The organism is Nocardioides sp., from assembly GCF_014360585.1.
Lineage (GTDB): Bacteria > Actinomycetota > Actinomycetes > Propionibacteriales > Nocardioidaceae > Nocardioides.
Genome location: NZ_JACIXG010000063.1, coordinates 1 through 19,668 on the forward strand (window position 1 = coordinate 1; position 19,668 = coordinate 19,668).

17 protein-coding genes and 1 pseudogene are annotated in these 19,668 nt (G+C 67.4%); 12 read left to right on the forward strand and 6 right to left on the reverse strand.

Annotation, left to right across the window (positions count from 1 at the left end):
- Positions 1–1,097, reverse strand: a 1,097-nt coding sequence (locus H5T77_RS18510) for a hypothetical protein (RefSeq protein WP_292651718.1), incomplete at its 3' end; no start/stop codon positions are given.
- Between the two features lie 4 nt (positions 1,098–1,101).
- Here H5T77_RS18510 and H5T77_RS18515 point away from each other — a divergent pair.
- Positions 1,102–1,752 (forward strand): alpha/beta fold hydrolase, encoded by a 651-nt coding sequence (locus H5T77_RS18515; protein ID WP_292651720.1) that lies wholly within the window; start codon positions 1,102–1,104, stop codon positions 1,750–1,752.
- Here the strand turns inward: H5T77_RS18515 and H5T77_RS18520 are convergent.
- The gene (locus H5T77_RS18520) at positions 1,729–3,048 is read right to left on the reverse strand and encodes an MFS transporter (RefSeq protein WP_292651722.1); all 1,320 of its coding nucleotides are present in this window, start codon (positions 3,046–3,048) and stop codon (positions 1,729–1,731) included. The two genes, H5T77_RS18515 and H5T77_RS18520, sit on opposite strands and share 24 nt — an antisense overlap.
- A 158-nt stretch (positions 3,049–3,206) precedes the next feature.
- Between H5T77_RS18520 and H5T77_RS18525 the strand changes: the two genes are divergently transcribed.
- From H5T77_RS18525 to H5T77_RS25695, 7 genes and pseudogenes are all read left to right on the forward strand, one after another.
- Positions 3,207–3,581: a YciI family protein gene (locus tag H5T77_RS18525; RefSeq protein WP_292651724.1), complete on the forward strand. Its 375-nt coding sequence runs from the start codon at positions 3,207–3,209 to the stop codon at positions 3,579–3,581.
- Positions 3,582–3,599: 18 nt separating this feature from the next.
- Positions 3,600–4,847, forward strand: coding sequence for an RNA polymerase sigma factor (locus tag H5T77_RS18530; protein ID WP_292651726.1), 1,248 nt, complete (start codon positions 3,600–3,602; stop codon positions 4,845–4,847).
- Between the two features lie 100 nt (positions 4,848–4,947).
- A complete protein-coding gene (locus H5T77_RS18535; RefSeq protein WP_292651728.1) occupies positions 4,948–5,313 on the forward strand; it encodes a YciI family protein in 366 nt (121 codons plus the stop codon).
- Positions 5,314–5,385: 72 nt separating this feature from the next.
- The gene (locus H5T77_RS18540) at positions 5,386–7,335 is read left to right on the forward strand and encodes a M3 family metallopeptidase (protein ID WP_292651729.1); all 1,950 of its coding nucleotides are present in this window, start codon (positions 5,386–5,388) and stop codon (positions 7,333–7,335) included.
- A gap of 199 nt (positions 7,336–7,534) precedes the next feature.
- Positions 7,535–8,818 carry a mechanosensitive ion channel gene (locus tag H5T77_RS18545; protein ID WP_292651731.1) on the forward strand — a complete coding sequence of 428 codons (1,284 nt, stop codon included), beginning with the start codon at positions 7,535–7,537 and terminating at the stop codon, positions 8,816–8,818.
- Between the two features lie 149 nt (positions 8,819–8,967).
- Positions 8,968–9,801 carry a PadR family transcriptional regulator gene (locus H5T77_RS18550; RefSeq protein WP_292651734.1) on the forward strand — a complete coding sequence of 278 codons (834 nt, stop codon included), beginning with the start codon at positions 8,968–8,970 and terminating at the stop codon, positions 9,799–9,801.
- 215 nt (positions 9,802–10,016) lie between these two features.
- A pseudogene (locus H5T77_RS25695) lies at positions 10,017–10,418 on the forward strand (SIMPL domain-containing protein); the annotation flags it as partial.
- A 182-nt stretch (positions 10,419–10,600) separates the two neighbouring features.
- Here the strand turns inward: H5T77_RS25695 and H5T77_RS18560 are convergent.
- Together H5T77_RS18560 and H5T77_RS18565 are read right to left on the reverse strand one after the other, a co-directional pair.
- A complete protein-coding gene (locus H5T77_RS18560) occupies positions 10,601–11,833 on the reverse strand; it encodes a low temperature requirement protein A (RefSeq protein WP_292651739.1) in 1,233 nt (410 codons plus the stop codon).
- 46 nt (positions 11,834–11,879) lie between these two features.
- Positions 11,880–13,043, reverse strand: a complete 1,164-nt coding sequence (locus H5T77_RS18565) for an ROK family transcriptional regulator (RefSeq protein WP_292651741.1) — start codon at positions 13,041–13,043, stop codon at positions 11,880–11,882.
- 106 nt (positions 13,044–13,149) lie between these two features.
- Here H5T77_RS18565 and edd point away from each other — a divergent pair, with 106 nt between their 5' ends.
- Positions 13,150–15,048 (forward strand): phosphogluconate dehydratase, encoded by a 1,899-nt coding sequence (gene edd, locus H5T77_RS18570; RefSeq protein WP_292651742.1) that lies wholly within the window; start codon positions 13,150–13,152, stop codon positions 15,046–15,048.
- A complete protein-coding gene (gene eda / locus H5T77_RS18575) occupies positions 15,041–15,670 on the forward strand; it encodes a bifunctional 4-hydroxy-2-oxoglutarate aldolase/2-dehydro-3-deoxy-phosphogluconate aldolase (protein WP_292651743.1) in 630 nt (209 codons plus the stop codon). The genes edd and eda overlap by 8 nt, the downstream gene beginning before the upstream one ends.
- Positions 15,671–15,740: 70 nt before the next feature.
- Here eda and H5T77_RS18580 read toward each other — a convergent pair whose 3' ends face one another.
- Positions 15,741–17,054, reverse strand: coding sequence for an exo-beta-N-acetylmuramidase NamZ family protein (locus H5T77_RS18580; protein ID WP_292651744.1), 1,314 nt, complete (start codon positions 17,052–17,054; stop codon positions 15,741–15,743).
- 646 nt (positions 17,055–17,700) lie between these two features.
- On the opposite strand from H5T77_RS18580, the gene H5T77_RS18585 reads away from it, so the two are divergent.
- The gene (locus tag H5T77_RS18585; RefSeq protein ID WP_292651745.1) at positions 17,701–18,165 is read left to right on the forward strand and encodes a hypothetical protein; all 465 of its coding nucleotides are present in this window, start codon (positions 17,701–17,703) and stop codon (positions 18,163–18,165) included.
- 81 nt (positions 18,166–18,246) lie between these two features.
- Here the strand turns inward: H5T77_RS18585 and H5T77_RS18590 are convergent, their stop codons facing one another.
- Complete coding sequence (locus tag H5T77_RS18590) at positions 18,247–18,855, reverse strand: YceI family protein (RefSeq protein WP_292651746.1); 609 nt, start codon at positions 18,853–18,855, stop codon at positions 18,247–18,249.
- Between the two features lie 534 nt (positions 18,856–19,389).
- Between H5T77_RS18590 and H5T77_RS18595 the strand changes: the two genes are divergently transcribed.
- Positions 19,390–19,653, forward strand: a complete 264-nt coding sequence (locus H5T77_RS18595) for a hypothetical protein (protein ID WP_292651747.1) — start codon at positions 19,390–19,392, stop codon at positions 19,651–19,653.
- Positions 19,654–19,668: the final 15 nt, after the last annotated feature.

Below are 19,668 nucleotides of genomic sequence, written 5' to 3' on the forward strand. Positions count from 1 at the left end.
TCTGATTTTGAGGTTGACTCTCTGAGCAAAAACCCATCGGGGCTTGTATTGATGTTTTCCACACTAAAAATCTGATCGATTGGTAACCAAACCGATTCGGTGTACGATGAATTTTTGGCAAATCCCAGAATGCGTGCGTCAAAATTGCGTGCCTTAAATTCCCCGTAAGTACCGCTTTTTAGGGTAGGTTCCCAATTCCCTATTTTTAATTTTCTTTCGTAGTTGACTCCTAAACTGGCAATATGCTCAACAAGTTTCATGTAAACCCTACCCGCATCGCTTACTGAGGGGGTAATTCCAACTGCTGCGTAATACTCATTGTAGTGGGGAATAAGGGGTTCATCCTGGAGGGTAGTGCGTAGCTGCTTCAGGTCTGGCTCGTTCCTGTATGAAAGAGCATAGCCTGTAACCCAATCTAATTTATTCTTTTGATTGTCGCCCCAGCGGTGTTCTCCACCAAGCTGTGATGAGTAGGTTGTTCGGTTTTGAAAGTTATCCTGGTAGGAACGAATGGTAAAACCTTCATGCCCATTTAGCCCATTCCGGATTATTGCATTGCTTTTACCAATTAGATTAAAAAGGTTACGAAATTCAATTTTACTCCCTTTACCAGTGAAAAACGACCAGTTGTGAAGCAAGCCAATTTTTACTTTTCGGGTAAATATGCTATCGGTGTAGTTATGGTTAAAGGGAGGTTCCTGGCCAGGCACTAATTGCACCTGGTATTCACTATGATTGACTTCTTCAGTCTCAAAGGTGTTGCTATAGGAAAGTGATGTAATGTTACCCAAGCGCTTATTCCCTTTCTGCCATTTTCTTCCAAAGGAAAGGTTGAACTTTTGGTCAGGTACTGCTTGTACACTTTGGGGCGCCCAACTGGTGTTTAATTTCTGCCCTAATCCTGCTAGTTGTGAGTTTGTTAAGCCTTTAAGTGTTGATGGAAAGTCGGCGGGTAAATTCCTTGTACCGTCATCAAAGCCCAGCCAATCGGTTTTACTTTTGGTTATCTGCTTAAAATTACCATAGTTTGTGCTAGTGTTGAACCCAGTAGCATAACCAATGCTAAGACCGACGCTGCCGCTCGGAGGCCATCGCAAGCCGATGAACCCCGACGCGGACCTCAGCCAGCAGGGTGTGGCGAGCATCCTCGGCGACTTCCTCGACGAGCTCGACCTCCACGACGTCACCCTGGTCCTCAACGACTGGGGCGGTGGGCAGTTCCTCATCAACGCCGACCGCACCGACCGCATCGCGCGGCTGGCGCTGGTGGCGTGCGAGGCCTTCGACAACTACCCGCCGAAGGCGGCCAGGCCGCTGGCTGTGCTGTCGAAGATGCCGCCGCTGTTCACCGCCGCTCTGCAGCTGTTCCGCATGCGAGGCTTCCGGCAGGCGAGCTCGGGCTATGGCGGGATGTCGGTCGACAAGGAATACCACCTCTACGACGACCTCGTTCACGGCTGGTTCGCGCCGGCGCTGACCGACAAGGCGATCCGCCGCGACTTCATGAAGTTCGCCGGCGGCGCGCCCTCGCGTGACAAGCTGCTCGAGCTGGCCGAGGGTCAGCAGAAGTTCACCAAGCCCGTGCTCGTGGTCTGGGCCGACCAGGACACGATGATGCCCGCCGAGCACGGTCCCCGGCTCGCCGGTCACTACCCCGACGCCCGGCTGGTGGTCGTCGAGGACTCCTCGACGCTGGTGCCGATCGACCAGCCGGAGGTCCTCGCGGGGCTACTTCGCGCCTTCGTGGTCTGACGCAGCGTCGGCGGGAGCGGCCCGATTGATCCGGTAGGCGAGGAAGCTCGGGGCCAGTAGCGCGCACAGCGCGATCCCGAGCAGGTTCAACAGGCCACCTCCGGTGGTCGCGATCGCGGTTCCGACCACGGCTGCGGCACCGCCGTGCAGGACGTCGGCGACCCGAGGGCCGCCTGCGACGACGACCGTGAAGACGCCCTGGAGCCGGCCGCGTACGTTGTCGTCCGCTGCTGCTTGGAGCATCGACATCCGGATGGCCGCAGAGGCCACGTCGGCGGCGCCGGCGACCATCATGAAGAGCACGCCGAGCCCCAGCATCAGGGCCGGGAGGTGGTCGGCGAACGCGACGGTGAGCCCGAACAGGGTGATCCCCAGCGCCCAGACAGCGATGCACCACATGACCACGCGCCCCTGGGCCTCGATCCGGGAGACCCAGCCGGAGAAGATCCCGCCGATCACCGCGCCGGCCGGAATGGCGGCGAAGAGCAGGGCGAAGGCGATCCCGCCCTCCGACGGGCCGCCGAAGGACTCGTGTGCGATCTGCGGGAACAGCGCGCGCGGCATCGCGAAGACCATCGCGATCAGGTCGACCACGAAGCTCATCAGCAGGACGGGCTGGTGACGTAGGTAGGCGAACCCGTCCCACACCGAACGCAGCCCGGGGACCTTGGCGCCGGCGCCCTCCACCGGCAGCCTCGGCAGCAGGACGACCGCGTAGAGGGTCGCGAAGAGGGTGACGGTGTCGATGGCGTACAACCAGGTGAACCCGGTGAACGGCAGCATCACGCCGGCGACCAGCGGTCCAGCGATGGCGCCCGCCTGGAAGACGGTCATCTGCAGCGAGTTGGCCGCCGGGAGCAGGTGGAGCGGCAGGATCTTGGGCAGCAGCGCCGACCGGGTCGGCTGGTTGACCGCGAAGAACGCCTGCTGCACGGAGAACAGGCACAGCAGCAGCCACACGTTGGTGTTGCCGAGCGCGGACTGGAGCCAGAAGAGCCCGCTGGTGACGATCAGCCCGACGGTCGAGATCATCAGGATCGTACGGCGGTCGAAGTGGTCCGCGAGCGCGCCGCCGTAGAGGCCGAAGACGATCAGCGGGACCAGCCCGAAGACACCGGTGAGGCCGACGTACGCCGAGGAGCCCGTGTCGGCGTAGATCTGGGCCGGCACCGCCACGACCGTCAGCTGTGCGCCGATCATGGTGACGATCCCGGCGAACCACAGGCGCCGGAAGTTCGGATCCTGCAACGGACGGGTATCGGCGAAGACACCCTTGAGCCGTGCGGCGATGGTCATTCTGCTCCGGTGGTCGTGCCTGTCGAGACCGCCAAATAGTAAAGAACTGAATTTCCCTGGAGAAATTCTGGCGGGAGGTGTCGGATCGGGGTGTAGACGTTCGTAGCAAGGGTGAGAAGCGGTCACCGAGGCCGCCCACACACAGAGGAGTGAGCACCATGGCCAAGTACCTGATGTCCGTCTGGGGCGCCGATTCGATCTACGAGGAGGAGAACTACGGCTACGCCTCGGAGGAAGAGATGATGCGCTCGTTCGAGGCGACCGGGAAGTTCAACGACAAGCTCCAGCAGGAGGGCTACTTCGTCTTCGCCGACGGCCTCGACGCCGCGAAGACCGCGACCGTCGTCGACGGTCAGGGCGAGAAGCCGGTCATCACCGACGGCCCCTACGCAGAGGCCAAGGAGTACATGGCTGGCTTCTGGATCATCGACGTCCCCGATCTCGACGTCGCGCTCAAGCTTGCCGCCGAGGCCTCTGCCGCCTGCCTCGGCAAGGTCGAGGTGCGGCCGATGCAGACCGGCCCCGAGGCGTGAGTCGCGGTTGACCAACCGATGACCAGCATTGCCGAGGCGATCACCCGGGCCCACCAAGAGGAGTGGGCACGGGTGGTCGCCAGCCTCGCCAGACGCTTCGGCGACCTCGACATCGCCGAGGAGGCCGCGGCCGAGGCGTTCACGGTCGCTGTCGAGCGCTGGCCGCTCGATGGCGTCCCACCCAACCCCGGCGCCTGGCTCACCACCACCGCCAACCGCCGCGCGATCGACCGGATCCGCCGCGAGTCCAAACGTGACGACAAGCAGAAGGAGGCCGTCGCGATGCACGATGACACCCCGCACGAGCCTCTCGGCGCCATCGAGGACGATCGGCTCCGACTGCTGTTCACCTGCTGCCATCCCGCGCTCGCGCCCGAGGCGCGGATCGCGCTGACGCTGCGTATGGTCGGCGGCCTGACCGTGCCCGAGATCGCGAACGCCTTCTTGGTCCAGGAGACCACGATGGGTCAGCGGATCACCCGAGCGAAGAACAAGATCAAGGCCGCCCACATCCCCTACCGGGTCCCGGAAGCGGCCGACCTCCCCGAGCGGGTCTCGGGCGTCCTGGCCGTTCTCTTCCTGGTCTTCAACGAGGGCTATCTCTCCTCCGGCGACCACGAGAACCCCGTACGCGGCGACCTGACTCTCGAGGCCATCCGGCTGACCCGGCTGGTCCGTGTGCTGCTCCCCGAGGACGGTGAGGTCGCCGGGCTGCTGGCCCTGATGCTGCTGATCGAGGCGCGGCGTACGGCTCGGGTCTCGGCGAACGGTGAGCTGGTCCGGCTCGACGAGCAGGACCGCGGCGCCTGGGATCTCGCGCTGATCGGCGAGGGTCACGCGCTGGTGCGCGAGCGGCTCGCCGTCGTCGCGAACGGTGGCCCGCGGCCCGGGCGCTACCAGATCCTGGCCGCCATCAACGCCGTCCACACCTCGGTGCGCGACGCCCGCGACACCGACTGGTCCCAGATCGTCGCGCTCTACGACCAGCTGATTCGCGTCGACAGCTCACCCATCGTCCGCCTCAACCGCGCGATCGCCGTCGCGGAGCTGGACGGCCCCGAGGTCGCCCTCGCCGAGATCGACCGGCACCTGGGGTCCAGCCTGGACGAATACCACGCCCTGCACGCCACCAGGGCCGACCTGCTGCGCCGGCTGGGCCGCAGCGCAGAGTCCCGCGCGGCGTACGACCGGGCCCTCGAGCTCGCCGAGAACTCCGCCGAGGTGGCGCTGCTGACCAGGCGCCGGGACCAGCTCGGACGTGCTTGACGGAATTTGCCCGGGCTGTCGGATCGGGCCGGAGGCGTTCGTAGAAGAGGTGAACGGCGGCCGCCGGGCCGCAGACGACGACACAGGAGAGAAGAGCGAAATGCCGGAATACATCATCGCGTTCAACGACGAGTGGGTGGCCGAGCACACCATGGAGCAGCTGATCCACAAGCGAGACACCTCGATGGCTGTGACGAAGGAGATGCAGGACGCAGGGGTCTTCGTCTACGGCAACGGCGGGATCGACGCCTCGACTGCTCTGTGCAGCGTCGAGCTCGGCGACGACGGGGAGCCCGTGTTCACCGACGGTCCGTACGTCGAGACCAAGGAGCACCTCGGGGGATTCTTCGTCGTCGACGTTCCCGACGACGAGACCGCGCGCTACTGGGCGGGCCGGATGGCGGTCGCGCTCGACTGGCCGCAGGAGATCCACCGGTTCCCCGGACCGCCGCGCCTCGAGGCGTGAGTCGCAGACCTGGCCCGACGCTTCGCTGAATCTCGGCGGCGAAGCGTTTCAGGTCGTGGCAGGCTTGCCCGCATGACCACGCCGCCACCGCTTGCCCTGCCCGAGACCGAGGCCGCGGAGGCCTGGATCAAGGACCGGACGTCGCAGACACTGACCCACGTGCGCGAGCTGGCGGAGCGGCTGCGGACGGCGCCGCCGGCGACAGCACGCGAGGTGCTGGAGGCGTGGGACGAGCTCTCCCTCGAGCTCGGCTCGCTCGGTGGGCTGGCCGGTCTCCTCGCCAACGTGCACCCGGTCGAGGCGGTCCGCACCGCGTGCGAGGACACCGAGGTCGAGGTCGACCGGCTGCGGACCGAGCTGACCCAGGACCGGGCGCTCTACAACGTCTTCGCTGAGCTCCCCGTGGAGCAGGCGGACGCTCTCGACCCGCTGGCCAAGCGGCTCCTGGAGAAGACCCTGCAGGACTTCACCCGCGCGGGCGTCGACCGCGACGACGCCACCCGCGCCCGGCTCACCGAGATCAACGAGCGGCTCACCGAGCTCAACCTCGAGTTCTCCCGCGTGACCAGGGACGACGTACGCATCACCACGGCCACGCCCGAACAGCTGGACGGGATGCCCGCCGACTGGCTGGAGGCGCACCCGGTCAACGACAAGGGGCTCGTCGAGATCACCACCGACTACCCGGACGCCCTTCCGGCGCGGATGTTCGTGAAGGACCGGTCGGTCCGTCACGCCGTCACCGTGGCCGGCCTCGAGCGCGGCTGGCCGCACAACGACGAGGTCCTGAAGGAGATGTTCACCCTTCGCCATGAGCTGGCCAACCTGGTCGGCTACGAGGACTGGCCCGCCTTCGACGCCGCGGTGAAGATGATCGGCGACGGACCGGCGATCCCGGAGTTCATCGACAAGATCGCGGGCGCCTCCGAGGGGCGGATGAAGCGCGACCTCGAGGTGCTCCTCGACCGCTACAACCGGGACGTCCCCGGAGCCAGTGCCGTCTCTTCGGCCGACGTCCTCTACTACGAGGAGCTGGTGCGCCAGGAGAAGTACGACGTCGACAGCCAGGTGGTGCGTACGTTCTTCGACTTCGCGAAAGTGCACCAAGGGCTGCTGGACGTCACCGGTCGCCTCTTCGGGCTGCGCTACGAGCCGGTCTCCGACGCCGTCACCTGGCACGAGGACGTCAGCGTCTTCGACGTCTATCGGGCCTCGGAGGTCGAGCCTGTCGAGACGGCCGAGCGCCTCGGCCGGATCTATCTCGACCTCCACCCCCGCGAGGGCAAGTACAAGCACGCGGCGCAGTTCGACCTCGCCCCCGGCGTGAACGGCCGGCAGCTGCCCGAGGGCGTGCTGGTCTGCAACTTCTCCCGCGGACTGATGGAGCACGACCACGTCGTGACCCTCTTCCACGAGTTCGGCCATCTGATCCACCACGTCCTCGGCGGGCAGGGCGAGTGGGCGCGGTTCTCCGGGGTCGCGACGGAGTGGGACTTCGTCGAGGCGCCCAGCCAGATGCTCGAGGAGTGGGCCTGGGACGCCGACGTGCTGCGGACCTTCGCCACCGACGAGGCCGGCGAGCCGATCCCGGCCGACCTGGTCGCGCGGATGCGGGCGGCCGACGACTTCGGCAAGGGCTACCACGCCCGGCAGCAGATGTTCTACGCCGCGATCTCCTACTGGTTCCACAAGGAGCAGCCCCATGATCTGACCAGGCGTCTGCAGGAGCTCCAGGCGGCGTACTCGCCCTATCCCTACATCGAGGGCACCCATTTCTTCGCCAACTTCGGACACCTGGGCGGCTACTCCTCGGCCTACTACACCTACATGTGGTCGCTGGTGATCGCGAAGGACCTGTTCAGCGCCTTCGACCGGGACAACCTGTTCGACCCCGAGGTGGCCGGCCGATACCGCGACCTGGTGCTCGCCCGCGGAGGCGAGAAGGACGCCGCCGACCTCGTCGCCGACTTCCTCGGGCGACCGTACTCCTTCGATGCGTACGCGGCCTGGTTGGTCTCTTAGGCAACGTTTCATTGCGTTCGTTGCAGGTGCCGCAGGATTGTAAATGATTTGCTTATTTGCGTCTGCTGGAGCGCCAAACTTGCGTCGGCGCCGCATCTGGACGAACGTCTCTGGGAGCAGAGGTGCCTGTTGCGTGCATCACTCGGGCTGCTCGTCGATCTCAGGCACCTTTTACGAACCCTATTGAGGGGAGAAACAAATGGATGCCCTTAAGGATATCGACTGGGTGGATCTCGGGAGCAAGGTGCTCGCCGCGATCGTCATCCTCCTGGTCACGTGGATCATCGCGAAGATCGTCTCTTGGACGTTCGCGAAGCTGACCTCCAAGATCCCGGTGCTCCAGAAGGCTGGAAGCGACGGGGACAGCATCGGCAAGAGCCTCGGTTCCGTGGCCGGCCTGCTGGTGTGGCTCTTCGGTCTGATCGCACTGCTGGACCTGTTCAAACTCACCGCTGTGTTGACACCGATCCAGCGCCTGCTCGATGGCGTGCTGGGCTTCCTGCCCAACCTCATCGGTGCTGTCTTCGTGTTCATCGTCGGAGCGCTTGTCGCCAAGATCGTCCGCCAGCTCGTCGAGACCGCACTCGGTGCGGTGCCGTTCGACAAGTGGATCGGCAGTGGCAGCAATCTCTCCGACCGGGTTGACGCGACGGTTGGCGTGGACACCACCGCGGACGCGCACGCCGCATCGACTCCGCAGTCGGGCACGGCCGCGAAGATCGTCAACGTCATCGGGCTCGTTCTCTACGCGACGATCATGATCGTGGTGGCCATCGCTGCTCTGCAGATTCTCGGGATCAGCTCGATCTCGGAGCCTGCTGAGGGCATGCTCAACATGATCCTCGCCGCGATCCCGAAGCTCATCGCTGCCGCGGTCCTGCTCGGCATCGGCGTGCTCATCGCCCGCTTCGCCGCTGACATCCTGGGCCAGATCATCGACGGCCTCGGCTTCGACAACGCGCTCCGCTCGATGGACGTGCTGCCTGCCGGGCAGAGCGCCACTCCGGCGATCACCAAGGTGATCCAGATCGGCATCGTGCTCTTCTTCGCCGTGATGGCGGCGCAGATGCTGGAGTTCCCGCAGATCACCGCGTTCATCAGCGAGGTTCTCGAGCTCGGTGGCAAGGTCATCTTCGGTGGCGCGATCATCGCGGCCGGTGTCGTGATCGCCGGTGTCATCGCGAAGCTCGTGCCCGGGACGGCCTCGCAGATCCTGAAGTACGCCACGATCGTGCTGTTCGTCGCGATCGGGCTGAAGTTCATGGGTCTGGCCGACTCGATCATCAACCTCGGCTTCGGTGCCGTGGTCGTCGGTGGTGCCGCTGCCGCGGCGCTCGCCTTCGGCCTGGGTGGTCGCGACGCTGCTGCCAAGCAGCTGGAGCGGCTCCAGTCCAGCGGTGGTGGCGCGAGCTCGTCGTCCAGCTCGACCACGCCCCCGACCCAGCCGACGACCCCGCCGCCGCCCCAGACGCCTGGCGTCTGATCGCAGCGACGACCCTCAGGGTCTGACTCAGGGAGCCCCCGGATCTTCGGGGGCTCCCTTTCATTTGCCTTGAACGAGGGCGAAGGGCCGCGTAAGATCACGATATATCGCGAAGGAACGCGACCTAGACTTCCGAGAGAGAGAACCCAATGACTTACAACAACAGCAACCCTTGGGGCGAGTGGATCGACCAGATGGGTCGAGAGTTCGGCAAGGGTGGCCCGCGCCGCTCCCACGGCTGGCAGGGTGGCCCTGGTTGGGGCGGAGCCGGTTGGGGCGGCCCCGGCCCCCAGGGCCGTGGTCGTGGACCCGCCGGCCCGCCGCCGTGGATCTCGGCGCTGCTCGGCTTCGACAACCAGCCCCCGCAGCGGCCCGGCCCCCGCGTCCGTCGAGGCGACGTACGCTCCGCGATCATCTACGTGATGGCCGAGGCGGCCGAGCAGGCCCAGGTGATCAACGGCTACCAGGTGATCCAGCAGATCGCCGAGCGCAGCTCGGGTGAGTGGCGACCGAGCCCCGGCTCGGTCTACCCGACCATCCAGCAGCTCGAGGACGAGGGCCTCGTGGAGTCCGACGACGAGCACGGTCGCCGCGCGATCCGGCTCACCGCCACCGGCAAGACCTACGCCGCTGAGCACCGCGACGAGCTGGCAGCCGTGTGGAAGCCGTTCGACAAGGCCGTCGACAACGCTCGCGAGCAGAGCCGTAGCGGCCGCGGTGGGCAGGGAATGGGCGACCTCGCCGGCTTCGGGATCCTCGGCGGCGAGCTCGCCCAGGTGCTCCCGGCCGTGTGGCAGCTCGCCACCTCCGGCACCGACCCCCAGCGCCAGGCCGCAGCGGACATCCTCGCCGACACCCGGCGCAAGCTCTACGGCCTTCTCGCCGCCGGTGACGACGAGGCCGTTCCGGGCGAGGGCAAGGTCACGGCCGAGCAGATCGACGAGGTCGAGGACGGCGAGCACGGCCCCGACCCGAAGCCCTGACCAGCCGAGTCGGCGCAAATGTCTCAGCAACTCGAGACATAGGCGCCGACTCGACGCGATTTCGCGGGACATTCGCGCCGACTCGGCGTGATGGTGGCCTCGAAGTCGGCCACCGTGGCCGGGCGCGGAGCGTACTGTGCCTGAGGTGAGCGAGCGAGATCCTGATCAAGGTGCGCGGATCGCAAAGCGTCGAAGTGCCGCCGGAGGTCGGGGTGGTGCACGCGGAGGTGCGGTCCGCCGGGGCCTCGCCGGAGATCGTGCTGGAGCGGCTACGCCACGAGGTGGCGAGGGTGCGCGAGAAGCTGGAGCGGCTCGAGAGCGACGGCGCCGTCGGCCGGTTCGTCATCCAGCAGGTGCGTACGTCTGTGGACCGGGATGGGCCGAAGGGGCGTGATTGGCTCGAGGTTGTGCATCGCGCCACGGTGTGGTTCTGGGCAGAGTTCGTCGACTTCGAGGAGCTGGGCGTGTGGGTCGGCCGGAGCGCCGAGGAAGGCGTCCAGGTGCGCGAGGTCTCCTGGCGGCTGACCAAGGAGAGCCAGCTGAACGCCGAGCGTGGCGTACGCCAGGAGGCGGTCCGTCAGGCCAAGGTGCGCGCGCAGGACTACGCGGACGCGCTCGACCTCGGTCCGGTCTCCGTGCGCAGCATCGACGATGTCGGCTTCCACCGGGACGTCGCGTACGCCTCGATGGCCGTCGCCCGGAGGTGGATCTGGCACCCGACCTGGCCTTCGACCCCGACGACATCACGGTCTACGCCGAGGTGGAGGCTGCGTTCGTCGTCGGGTCCTAGCCGACCCGCTCAGAGCGCGTCGAGGTGTTTGGCCATGCGGCGGTGGCCGACGGTCTCATGCCCCACGATGGTGACGACCGGCGCCAGAGCCACGACGACGAGACACCAGGCCACCGGCACGCCGGCGATCGCCATCACGACGCTGGCGACCAACACGGCCGCGGTGAGGCCGACCAGCAGCAGCTGGAACGGGTCGACCACGCGCATGAACAGGTTGTAGAGGAGATAGAGGACCAAGGCGTACGACCCGACGGGAAGCGCGACGGCGAGGACCGTGCCGACCTTGCCGAGCGTGGAGTGGTCCTCGAGCAGGTAGGCGGCCACGTGCATGCCCGCGCCGGTGGCGGCGATGGAGGCGAAGACCAGGATGTGCATGTAGCCCCACAGGAACGAGCGATCGCGGCGCCGCTCGAGCATGGCGGCCCAAGGGATCGTGAAGTAGGTCCACCACTGGCCGAAGGTCAGACCGATGCCGGCGGCGAGCAGGAGGACTGCGCCGAGGCTCCAGCCCAGGTCCGGCTCGTTGACGATCGCCGACATCACCGCGACGGTGCCGATCACGCCCTCGCCGAGGGTGATGATCGTCAGCAGGCCGTAGCGCTCGGCGATGTGGTCGGCGTGCCAGGGAGTTCCGCCGAAGCGGCGCTCGGCCAGGAGGGGGCCGGTCAGCTCGATCACCAGCGGCACCATCATCCCCGCGAACGCGACCGGCACACTCAGCGGGAGCACCGCGATCACGCACCACAGCACCTGCGCGACGAGGATGGTGGCGAGATAGACCTGGTGCGCGCTCCGCCGTGCCGGATCCTGACGCCACGCACGCAGCCACTGACCGCACAGCGCGATCCGCATCACGACGTACCCGGCGATCACGATCTCGTTGTGGAGACGGTCGCCGTCGTGGATGCTCTCGAACAGGGTCGGCAGGCCGAGGGCCATGATGATCACGCCAACCATCTGCACCATCGTCAGCAGCCGGAACGCCCAGTCGTCGGTGTCGTAGGCCGAGGCCATCCAGGAGTAGTTGATCCACGCCCAGCAGATCGCGAACGTCGCGAAGCAGAAGGCCGCGATCCCCGCCCCGATGTGCCCCTCCGCGAGCTGATGAGCGAGCTCGTTGCCGCTCACTCCGAAGGCCACGACGAAGGTGAGGTCGAAGAGCAGCTCCAGAGGCGTCGCGCTCCGATGCACCTCGCGCGGGTCACGTCCGGTCATCTGCCGCAGGCGGCTGGTTGAGTTCACCCTGGTGAGGATAGGACCTGGTATCGGTGGTCCGCCGGACGCCGGGTCACTTGGCCGTGGCGCCTAGGTGGACGTCGAGGCTCTCGGCCGAGAGCAGATGGTTGATGACCACGGCGGCACAGCCGACCATGCCGGTGGAGTCGGCGTGGGTGGAGGGGACGAAGGTCAGGTCGCGGGTGGCCAGGGCGGTCGAACGGGAGTAGACGGTCTCCCGTACGCCTGCGGTGAAGAGGTCGAACGCGGCGGCCATGTCTCCGCCGATGACGACGACCTCGGGGTTGAGCAGGTTGATCGCGATCGCCAGCACCTCGCCGAGCTGGCGCCCGGCCTCACGCAGCAGCCCCCGGGCGATGGCGTCGCCGGCGAGCGCCGCGGCGACGAGGTCACGGATGTGGCCGGCGGAGACGCCGGAGTCGACCAGGCCCTGGGTCAGCGCCCAGCCGGCCGCGACCGTCTCCAGACAGCCGGTCGCGCCGCAGCGGCAGGGGCGATCGCCGGCGGACTCGACCCGGGTGTGGCCGATCTCGCCGACGGCACCGGCATGACCGCGCAGGACCCGGCCGTCGGCGATGACCGCCAGGCCGAGGCCGGTCGACGCCTTCACGACGAGCGCGTCGCGCGGGTGCAACCCGCTGCCGAAGAGCTCTGCCGTGGCCAGCGCGTCGGTGTCGTTGACGAGCACCAGCGGGCCGTCGGTGAGCCGGTCGAAGTAGGGCGCGAGCGGGACGCCGTCCCAGCCCCGCATCACCGGTGAGTCGACCGAGACCAGGCGAACGGGGTCGACCACGCCCGGAAGGCTCATCCCGACACCGAGGACCGGCGGCTCGATGCCCTCCAGGAGCCGCTCGAGCCGGGCAGTGACGTCGGGCATGAGATCGTCCGCGGCGATGCCCACCTCGTGGTCACGCGTGTCGCCGGCGAGCTCGCGGCCGTCGAGGTCGAAGACGGCGAGCTGACTCCGGGAGCGCCCGATGGCCACCGCCAGGACCCCCCCGGCGTCGGCGTTGAAGCTCAGCGAGCCCGGCGGCCGGCCGCCGGTCGAGGCGAGCTCCTCCCCGGTGAGGATCAGCCCGGCCTCGACGAGGGCCGAGACCCGAGAGACCACAGCGGTACGCGACAGCCCGGTCGTCTTCTGCAGGTCGCTGCGGGTCAGGGCGCGGCCGGAGCGCACCAGAGCGAGTACGTCGGCGGTCGTGGTGGAGTCGGGCATGAGGTGAAGCGTACGCTACTTATGTCTTCGATGTACCAAAGGTTTACTTGTATCGATCCAAAGATCGTGTCATCGTGTGCCAAAGCACACTGCCTTTGGAGGACCTGTGACTGCCGTAGCCCCTACCGTCGCCGACGTCACCGCTCGACTCATCGAGCGTTCCGCCGCCACCCGGGCCGACTACCTGGCCCGTATCGCAGCCGCCAGGGCGACCGGACCGGCCCGCGGCCGGCTCGCGTGCAGCAACCTGGCCCACGGCTTCGCGGCCTCCACCGCACCGGAGAAGGCCGAGCTCAAGATGGTCAGCCCCGCGGCGAAGCCCAACGTCGCGATCGTGACGTCCTACAACGACATGCTCTCCGCGCACGCGCCGTACGAGACCTACCCGCCGCTTCTCAAGGCCGCGGTCATGCGGGCCGGCGGGCTCGCGCAGGTCGCCGGCGGCGTACCCGCGATGTGCGACGGGATCACCCAGGGCCGCGACGGCATGCAGGTCTCCCTCTTCTCCCGCGACGTGATCGCGATGTCGGCCGGGATCGCCCTCTCGCACGACATGTTCGACGCTGCCCTGATGCTCGGCGTGTGCGACAAGATCGTGCCGGGCCTGCTGATCGGCGCGCTCTCGTTCGGTCACCTGCCGACCGTCTTCGTGCCGGCCGGCCCGATGTCCTCGGGCCTCCCCAACAAGGAGAAGGCCCGAGTCCGACAGCGGTACGCAGCCGGCGAGGCGACCCGCGAGGAGCTGCTCGAGGCCGAGGCCGCCAGCTACCACTCCCGTGGCACCTGCACCTTCTACGGCACCGCCAACTCCAACCAGCTCCTGATGGAGGTGCTCGGCCTGCACCTGCCGGGCTCCTCGTTCGCCTCCCCGGACACCCTGCTGCGCGCCGCGCTCAACCGCGCCGCGGCCGAGCGCGCCACCGAGCTGGCGTTGACCGGTGGGCCGGGCGTCGGCGAGATGATCGACGAGAAGTCGATCATCAACGCCTGCGTCGCGCTGCTGGCCTCGGGCGGCTCGACCAACCACACGCTCCACCTGGTCGCCATCGCCCGCGCCGCGGGGATCCAGCTGACCTGGTCCGACATCTCCGACCTGTCGCCGGTGGTGCCGCTGCTCAGCCGGATGTACCCCAACGGCTCCGCCGATGTGAACCACTTCCACGCGGCCGGCGGGGTCAGCTTCCTGATCCGTACGCTGCTCGAGGCCGGGCTGCTCCACGAGGACGTCACCACGATCCTCGGTCGGGGACTGTCGACCTACACCCAGGAGATGCGACTCACTCGCGACGGCGGCGAGGTCGAGCTGGTCGAGGGCGCCCCGGTCTCCGGCGATCTGGACGTGCTGCGCCCGGCCGACGACCCGTTCTCGCCCGACGGCGGCCTGCGGATGCTGACCGGCGAGCTCGGCACCGCCGTCATCAAGACCTCGGCGGTCGCGCCCGAGCACCGGCTGGTCTCCGCGCCGGCGGTGGTCTTCGACGACCAGGCCGACTTCCTCACCGCCTTCTCCGAGGGTCGCCTCGACGGTCGCGACTTCGTCGCGGTGCTGCGCTACCAGGGTCCCGCGGCCAACGGGATGCCGGAGCTGCACAAGCTGACCCCGGCACTCGGAGTGATGCAGGACCGCGGCCAGAAGGTCGCCATCGTCACCGACGGCCGGATGTCCGGGGCGTCAGGGAAGGTGCCCGCCGCCATCCACCTCACTCCCGAGGCCGCGCTCGGCGGACCGCTCGCCCGCGTGCAGGACGGTGACCTGGTCACCGTGGACGCCGATGCCGGCTCTCTGAGCATCGCGGTCGACCCCGACGAGTTCGCGCACCGCCCGACGACCGGCCGGGCACCGCTCGACGCCCAATGGCGCGGCACCGGACGCGAGCTCTTCGCGGCCTTCCGGGCTACCGTCGGCCCGGCCGACACCGGCGCCTCCGTCTTCTCCTTTGCTCCAACCGAGCAGAGCGCCCCCGCCCAGGAAAGCCCAGTCCAGGAGAGCCCCATCCATGTCTGACCTCGCGTCCACCGACCTGCTTGCCCTCTCGCCGGTGATCCCGGTCGTCGTCGTCGAGACCGTCGACCAGGCGGTGCCCGTGGCCCGCGCTCTCGCCGAGGGCGGTGTGCCCCTGGTCGAGTTGACGCTGCGTACGCCGGTGGCGCTCGACGCCATCCGGGCCATCGCCGCCGAGGTGCCCGAGGTCGTGATCGGGGCCGGCACCGTGACCACTCCCGAGCTCGCGAAGGAGGCCGCCGCGGCCGGCGCCCAGTTCCTGGTCTCGCCGGGGGCCACGCCCACGCTGCTCGGGGCCATGCGCGACACCGGCCTGCCGTTCCTGCCCGGCACCGCCACCGTCTCCGAGGCCCTCGCGGTGCTCGAGACCGGTCACACCGCGATGAAGTTCTTCCCGGCCGAGGCCTCTGGTGGCGTGAAGTTCCTGGGGTCGCTGGCGTCGGTGCTGCCCGACGTACGCTTCTGCCCCACCGGTGGCATCTCGCTCGCCACCGCCCCCAGCTACCTCGGCCTCCACAACGTCGGCTGCGTCGGTGGCTCCTGGCTCACCCCCGCCGAGGCGCTCGCCTCCGGCGACTGGGACCGCGTGACCGCGCTGGCAGCAGCCACCGCCGCGCTCCGCTGACCCGAAATCCGCCGAGTCGGCGCGTTCTGACGCGCCGACTCGGCGGGGTTTTCGGTGAGGGCGTGGCGGATCAGCGGTAGAGGAGGTACTGGCGGCGGGTCGCGTCGAAGGCTGCCAGCTCCTCACGCCAGGCCGCCTCGACCTCGGCTCCGGTGGCGCCGGCGTCGATCTGCGTACGCAGCCTGGGCGATCCGGTGAGCTTGTCGATCCAGAACGGGCGGACGGTGTCCCACGAGTCCTGGCGCCAGGCGAACTCGGGATAGAGCGCCTTCGCGGTGACCAGCATCTCGACGCCGGCGCGGACCGGGTCGAAGCTGTCGTGATCCTGGATGGTGACCTGCACGCCACCGCAGACCTTGCCGGCGTGCTTGCTGATCGACGGGTTGAAGTAGGCCTCCCGGAAGGTGACGCCGGGAAGCCCGGCCTCCTCCAGAGCCGCGGCCCAGCGGTGGTCGACGAACGGCGCACCGATCAGCTCGAACGGCTTGGTGGTGCCGCGGCCCTCGGAGAGGTTGGTGCCCTCGAACATGCAGGTCCCGGGGTAGGCCAGAGCGGTGTCGGCCGTGGGCATGTTGGGGCTCGGTAGGACGAAGTCGAGCCCGGTGTCGGCGAACAGCGCCTTCCGCTTCCAGCCGGAGACCTGCACGATGTCGAGCTGGCTCAGGCGCCCGCCCGCGTGCGTCTCGAGGAACTCGCCGTCGAAGAACCGGGCGAGCTCACCGACCGACATCCCGTGCTGCTGGACGATCTCACGCGCGCCGACGCCCGAGGTGTACGCCGCGGTCATCATCGGGCCGCGAGCGGTCCCACCCACGGGGTTGGGCCGGTCGAGGACCACGAAGCGCTTGTCGGTCGCCACGGCGGCCTGCATCGCCGTCCACATCGTCCAGATGTAGGTGTAGAACCGGGAGCCGACGTCCTGGATGTCGAAGACGACGGTCTCGACGTCGGAGGCCCTGAACAGCTCGGTCATCTTCGCGACGTTGGCACCGTAGGAGTCATAGACGGTCAGCCCGGTGCGCTCGTCGACGAAGGTGCCCTCGGATCCCCCGGCCTGCGCCGTGCCACGGAAGCCGTGCTCGGGGCCGAAGACGCCGGCGATCTGCACCGAGCCGGACTCGTGCATCTCGTCGACGATGTTGCGCAGGTTGCGGAGCACGCCGGTGGGGTTGGTGATGATGCCCACCCGTTCGCCCGACAGCGTCGACCAGCCATCGGCGGCCGCACGGTCGGCGCCCGTGGTGACCACCCGGCCGGGGCCGACCGGTGAGGCGGGGTTGGCGGATGCACCCGTCGGGCCGGTGAGGAAGGGAGCTGCGGCGGCGCCGACGGCGGCAGCCCCGAGCAGGCGGCGTCGGTCGAACCGGGGAACTTCTGTGTTCATGGGGGACTCCTGTGCCGGGTGTGAGGATCACCTTGCAGGCTAGTCCTGGCCGCGTGCGTCGGCAGGCGATTCGCCCAGGTCGGCCGTGCCGGCGGGCCCGGGCGTAAAGGTCCGCAAAAGCCGCTGGAGGGACGTGGGTGGGAGAGTTTTTCGGATTTCTTCGAGGAACTGCAACATCGGTACGTGGAGGCACGTAACAAGTACGGAAGGGTCTGATCCGGACCGATCTCGGGAGCGTCCATGTTGGGCAATGAGGCTGTGACGGCCTCGACGAGCAGTCGAGGCCACGGTGTACGCCGGGCCGCGGCGGTGGCCGAACGTGTGCGCGACGAGCAATGGGATCCATGCGAGCGGCAGGACGCCGGGGGGCGTCGTTCGAATGGATCTACCACCGGGCGTGAGGCCGGCGAGTCGACAAAGACCGCCGATCCGTCCGGTCCGATGGGTGGGGCTATGAGTGTGACCAGGAACGCGCTCGCTCCGCTCGGCGGGACCCCGTCCGCGTCTCTCGCGATCCCCGGTGCGCTCGGGCGCCGGGGCTCGGGCGCTGACGGGGTCCCGCTTTCCTGCGACGTCCGACGACCTCCGTACGGAGGGGCTCGGGGCCCTGCGGCCCAAGCCGCGTAGCTCAACTCAGGAGAACGCAATGAGCTCGAAGATCCTCAAGGGACTTCGGCGGTCGGTGGGGGTGACCCTCCTGGCCGGCGGCTTCATCGTCGCCGCTGCGGGGATCGCCTGCGCCGACGCGCACTCTGTCGGACAAGCTGACGGCCAGGCCACATCGCTGGCCGCGGCGGAGCCGATCAAGGCTCCGGACCGCGGACCGGTGGGTCCGTTGACGATCTCGGGGGCAGCAGCCGGGAACGACGCGGCCCTGACGGTCGCGACAGACGGAACGACCGTGGTGGTCAGCGGCCGCGCGCACGTCGAGTCTCCGGTCGACCACGACCTGGACACCGGCTTGCCGTTCGGCGGCGGTCGGGGCGCCGGTTTCGATACGGAGCCGGTCGGCTTCGTCGGCGGAGTGACCGGCGACTCCTCGTCGGCGGACATCGTCGGCGTCGGTCGCATCGGGGTGGAGAAGCACTACTACGTCCAGGGCGCGCCCTGAGCAGGTCGCACTTGAAATGCGTCGGGGCCACCGGGAGATTCCCGGTGGCCCCGACGTAGGTCAGTCAGATCGACCTCAGGCTCAGACGGTCTCGTTCTTGATCGCGGAGATGTCGAACTCGAGCTTGATCTTCTCGGAGACGAGCACGCCGCCGGTCTCGAGGGCGGCGTTGAAGGAGAGGCCCCAGTCGGTGCGGTTGATCGCGACGGCACCCTCGAAACCGACGCGGGTGTTGCCGAACGGGTCCTTGGCGGAGCCGGTCTGCTCGAAGGGGACGGTGACCGACTTGGTGGTGCCCTTGATGGTCAGGTCTCCCGTGACGTTCCAGGTCTCGCCGTCGAACTCGACCGCGGTCGAGTCGAAGGTGATGTCGGGGTGCGTCTCGTTCTCGAAGAAGTCGCCCGAGAGGAGATGACCGTCGCGGTCGGCGTTGCCGGTGTCGATGGAGGCAGCCTTGATCTTGAGCGAGACCTTGGACTTGGCCGGCTCGGCGGTGTCGATCGTCGCGGTGCCCTCGAAGTCCTTGAACGATCCCCGGACGGTGGTCACCATCGCGTGGCGCGCCGAGAAGCCCAGGCGGGTGTGGGCGACGTCGAGGGTGTAGTCACCCGAGATGTCCTCGATGGCGGCGGTCGGGGTGTCGAACTCGGTCTCGGCGGGGGCCGCGTCCTTCTTGCTGAAAATGCCCATGGCGGGTGTGCTCCTGGAAGAATTGGTTGAATCTGCAATCATCATAACTGAACGATCTCGCCCAATGTTCCCGCTCTCGTGGGCTTTCTCGACGACCCGGGAAAATTGGTTGCAGTGACAACGCTATCCCTAAACGCGCGAGGCCCGCTCCCCTGTCGGGAGCGGGCCTCGTAGGCGTTGAGCGGTTGTCAGGCAGCGTGACGATTGGCCACGGGCGCACTGGCTTCGACCCAGCGGGCCTCCATGTGCTTCCGGCCGCGGCGGTCGACGACAGGGAGCCAACGGAGCTCGAGCTTGCCGGTCACGTTATTTCCTTTCATCAGACACCTCCTGTTCACCTTGTGTTCACCAAAGGTACCGCACCCCCACCCGTATGTCCAAGTAGTCGCTCAAATGGAGTGGCGCGCCCCACCGGGGCCCTTGGAAAGGAGTGATGCCTATGTATCGCGCCCCACAATGGCCGGAAGTGGTGGTTCCTGCCCGAAATCGGGCAGAAATTTGGAGCTGAGCCGTAGGTGGCCCACAGTGAGTGGCGTGAAGGCCGAGCAAGCGCTGATCGACCACCTGGTCGCCACGACTGGGCTTCCACCCACGGAGGCGGCCCGGGTCATCGAGGACGTGGTGGCGTACTTCGACGAACCGGTCGAGGGCTACGTACGCCGTCGGCATGCGCAGCTGAAGACCTACGGCGCCAAGAACGACGCGATCTTCGCGCTGCTCGCCGAGGAGCTTCGGTCGCGGGTCGTTGCCGCGCCGCAGCTGACCGAACGGCAGCTGCGACGGCTCATCTACGGATAGAACGACGGATAGATT

Bases quoted from the DNA above. Each gene is read 5' to 3' on its own strand.
- H5T77_RS18540 (WP_292651729.1), top strand. From the start codon at position 5,386: ATGACCACGCCGCCACCGCTTGCCCTGCCCGAGACCGAGGCCGCGGAG.
- H5T77_RS18565 (WP_292651741.1), bottom strand. From the start codon at position 13,043: ATGCCCGACTCCACCACGACCGCCGACGTACTCGCTCTGGTGCGCTCC.
- H5T77_RS18530 (WP_292651726.1), top strand. From the start codon at position 3,600: ATGACCAGCATTGCCGAGGCGATCACCCGGGCCCACCAAGAGGAGTGG.
- eda (WP_292651743.1), top strand. From the start codon at position 15,041: ATGTCTGACCTCGCGTCCACCGACCTGCTTGCCCTCTCGCCGGTGATC.
- H5T77_RS18520 (WP_292651722.1), bottom strand. From the start codon at position 3,048: ATGACCATCGCCGCACGGCTCAAGGGTGTCTTCGCCGATACCCGTCCG.
- H5T77_RS18535 (WP_292651728.1), top strand. From the start codon at position 4,948: ATGCCGGAATACATCATCGCGTTCAACGACGAGTGGGTGGCCGAGCAC.
- H5T77_RS18580 (WP_292651744.1), bottom strand. From the start codon at position 17,054: ATGAACACAGAAGTTCCCCGGTTCGACCGACGCCGCCTGCTCGGGGCT.
- H5T77_RS18590 (WP_292651746.1), bottom strand. From the start codon at position 18,855: ATGGGCATTTTCAGCAAGAAGGACGCGGCCCCCGCCGAGACCGAGTTC.
- H5T77_RS18515 (WP_292651720.1), top strand. From the start codon at position 1,102: ATGAACCCCGACGCGGACCTCAGCCAGCAGGGTGTGGCGAGCATCCTC.
- H5T77_RS18545 (WP_292651731.1), top strand. From the start codon at position 7,535: ATGGATGCCCTTAAGGATATCGACTGGGTGGATCTCGGGAGCAAGGTG.
- H5T77_RS18525 (WP_292651724.1), top strand. From the start codon at position 3,207: ATGGCCAAGTACCTGATGTCCGTCTGGGGCGCCGATTCGATCTACGAG.
- H5T77_RS18585 (WP_292651745.1), top strand. From the start codon at position 17,701: ATGAGCTCGAAGATCCTCAAGGGACTTCGGCGGTCGGTGGGGGTGACC.
- H5T77_RS18550 (WP_292651734.1), top strand. From the start codon at position 8,968: ATGACTTACAACAACAGCAACCCTTGGGGCGAGTGGATCGACCAGATG.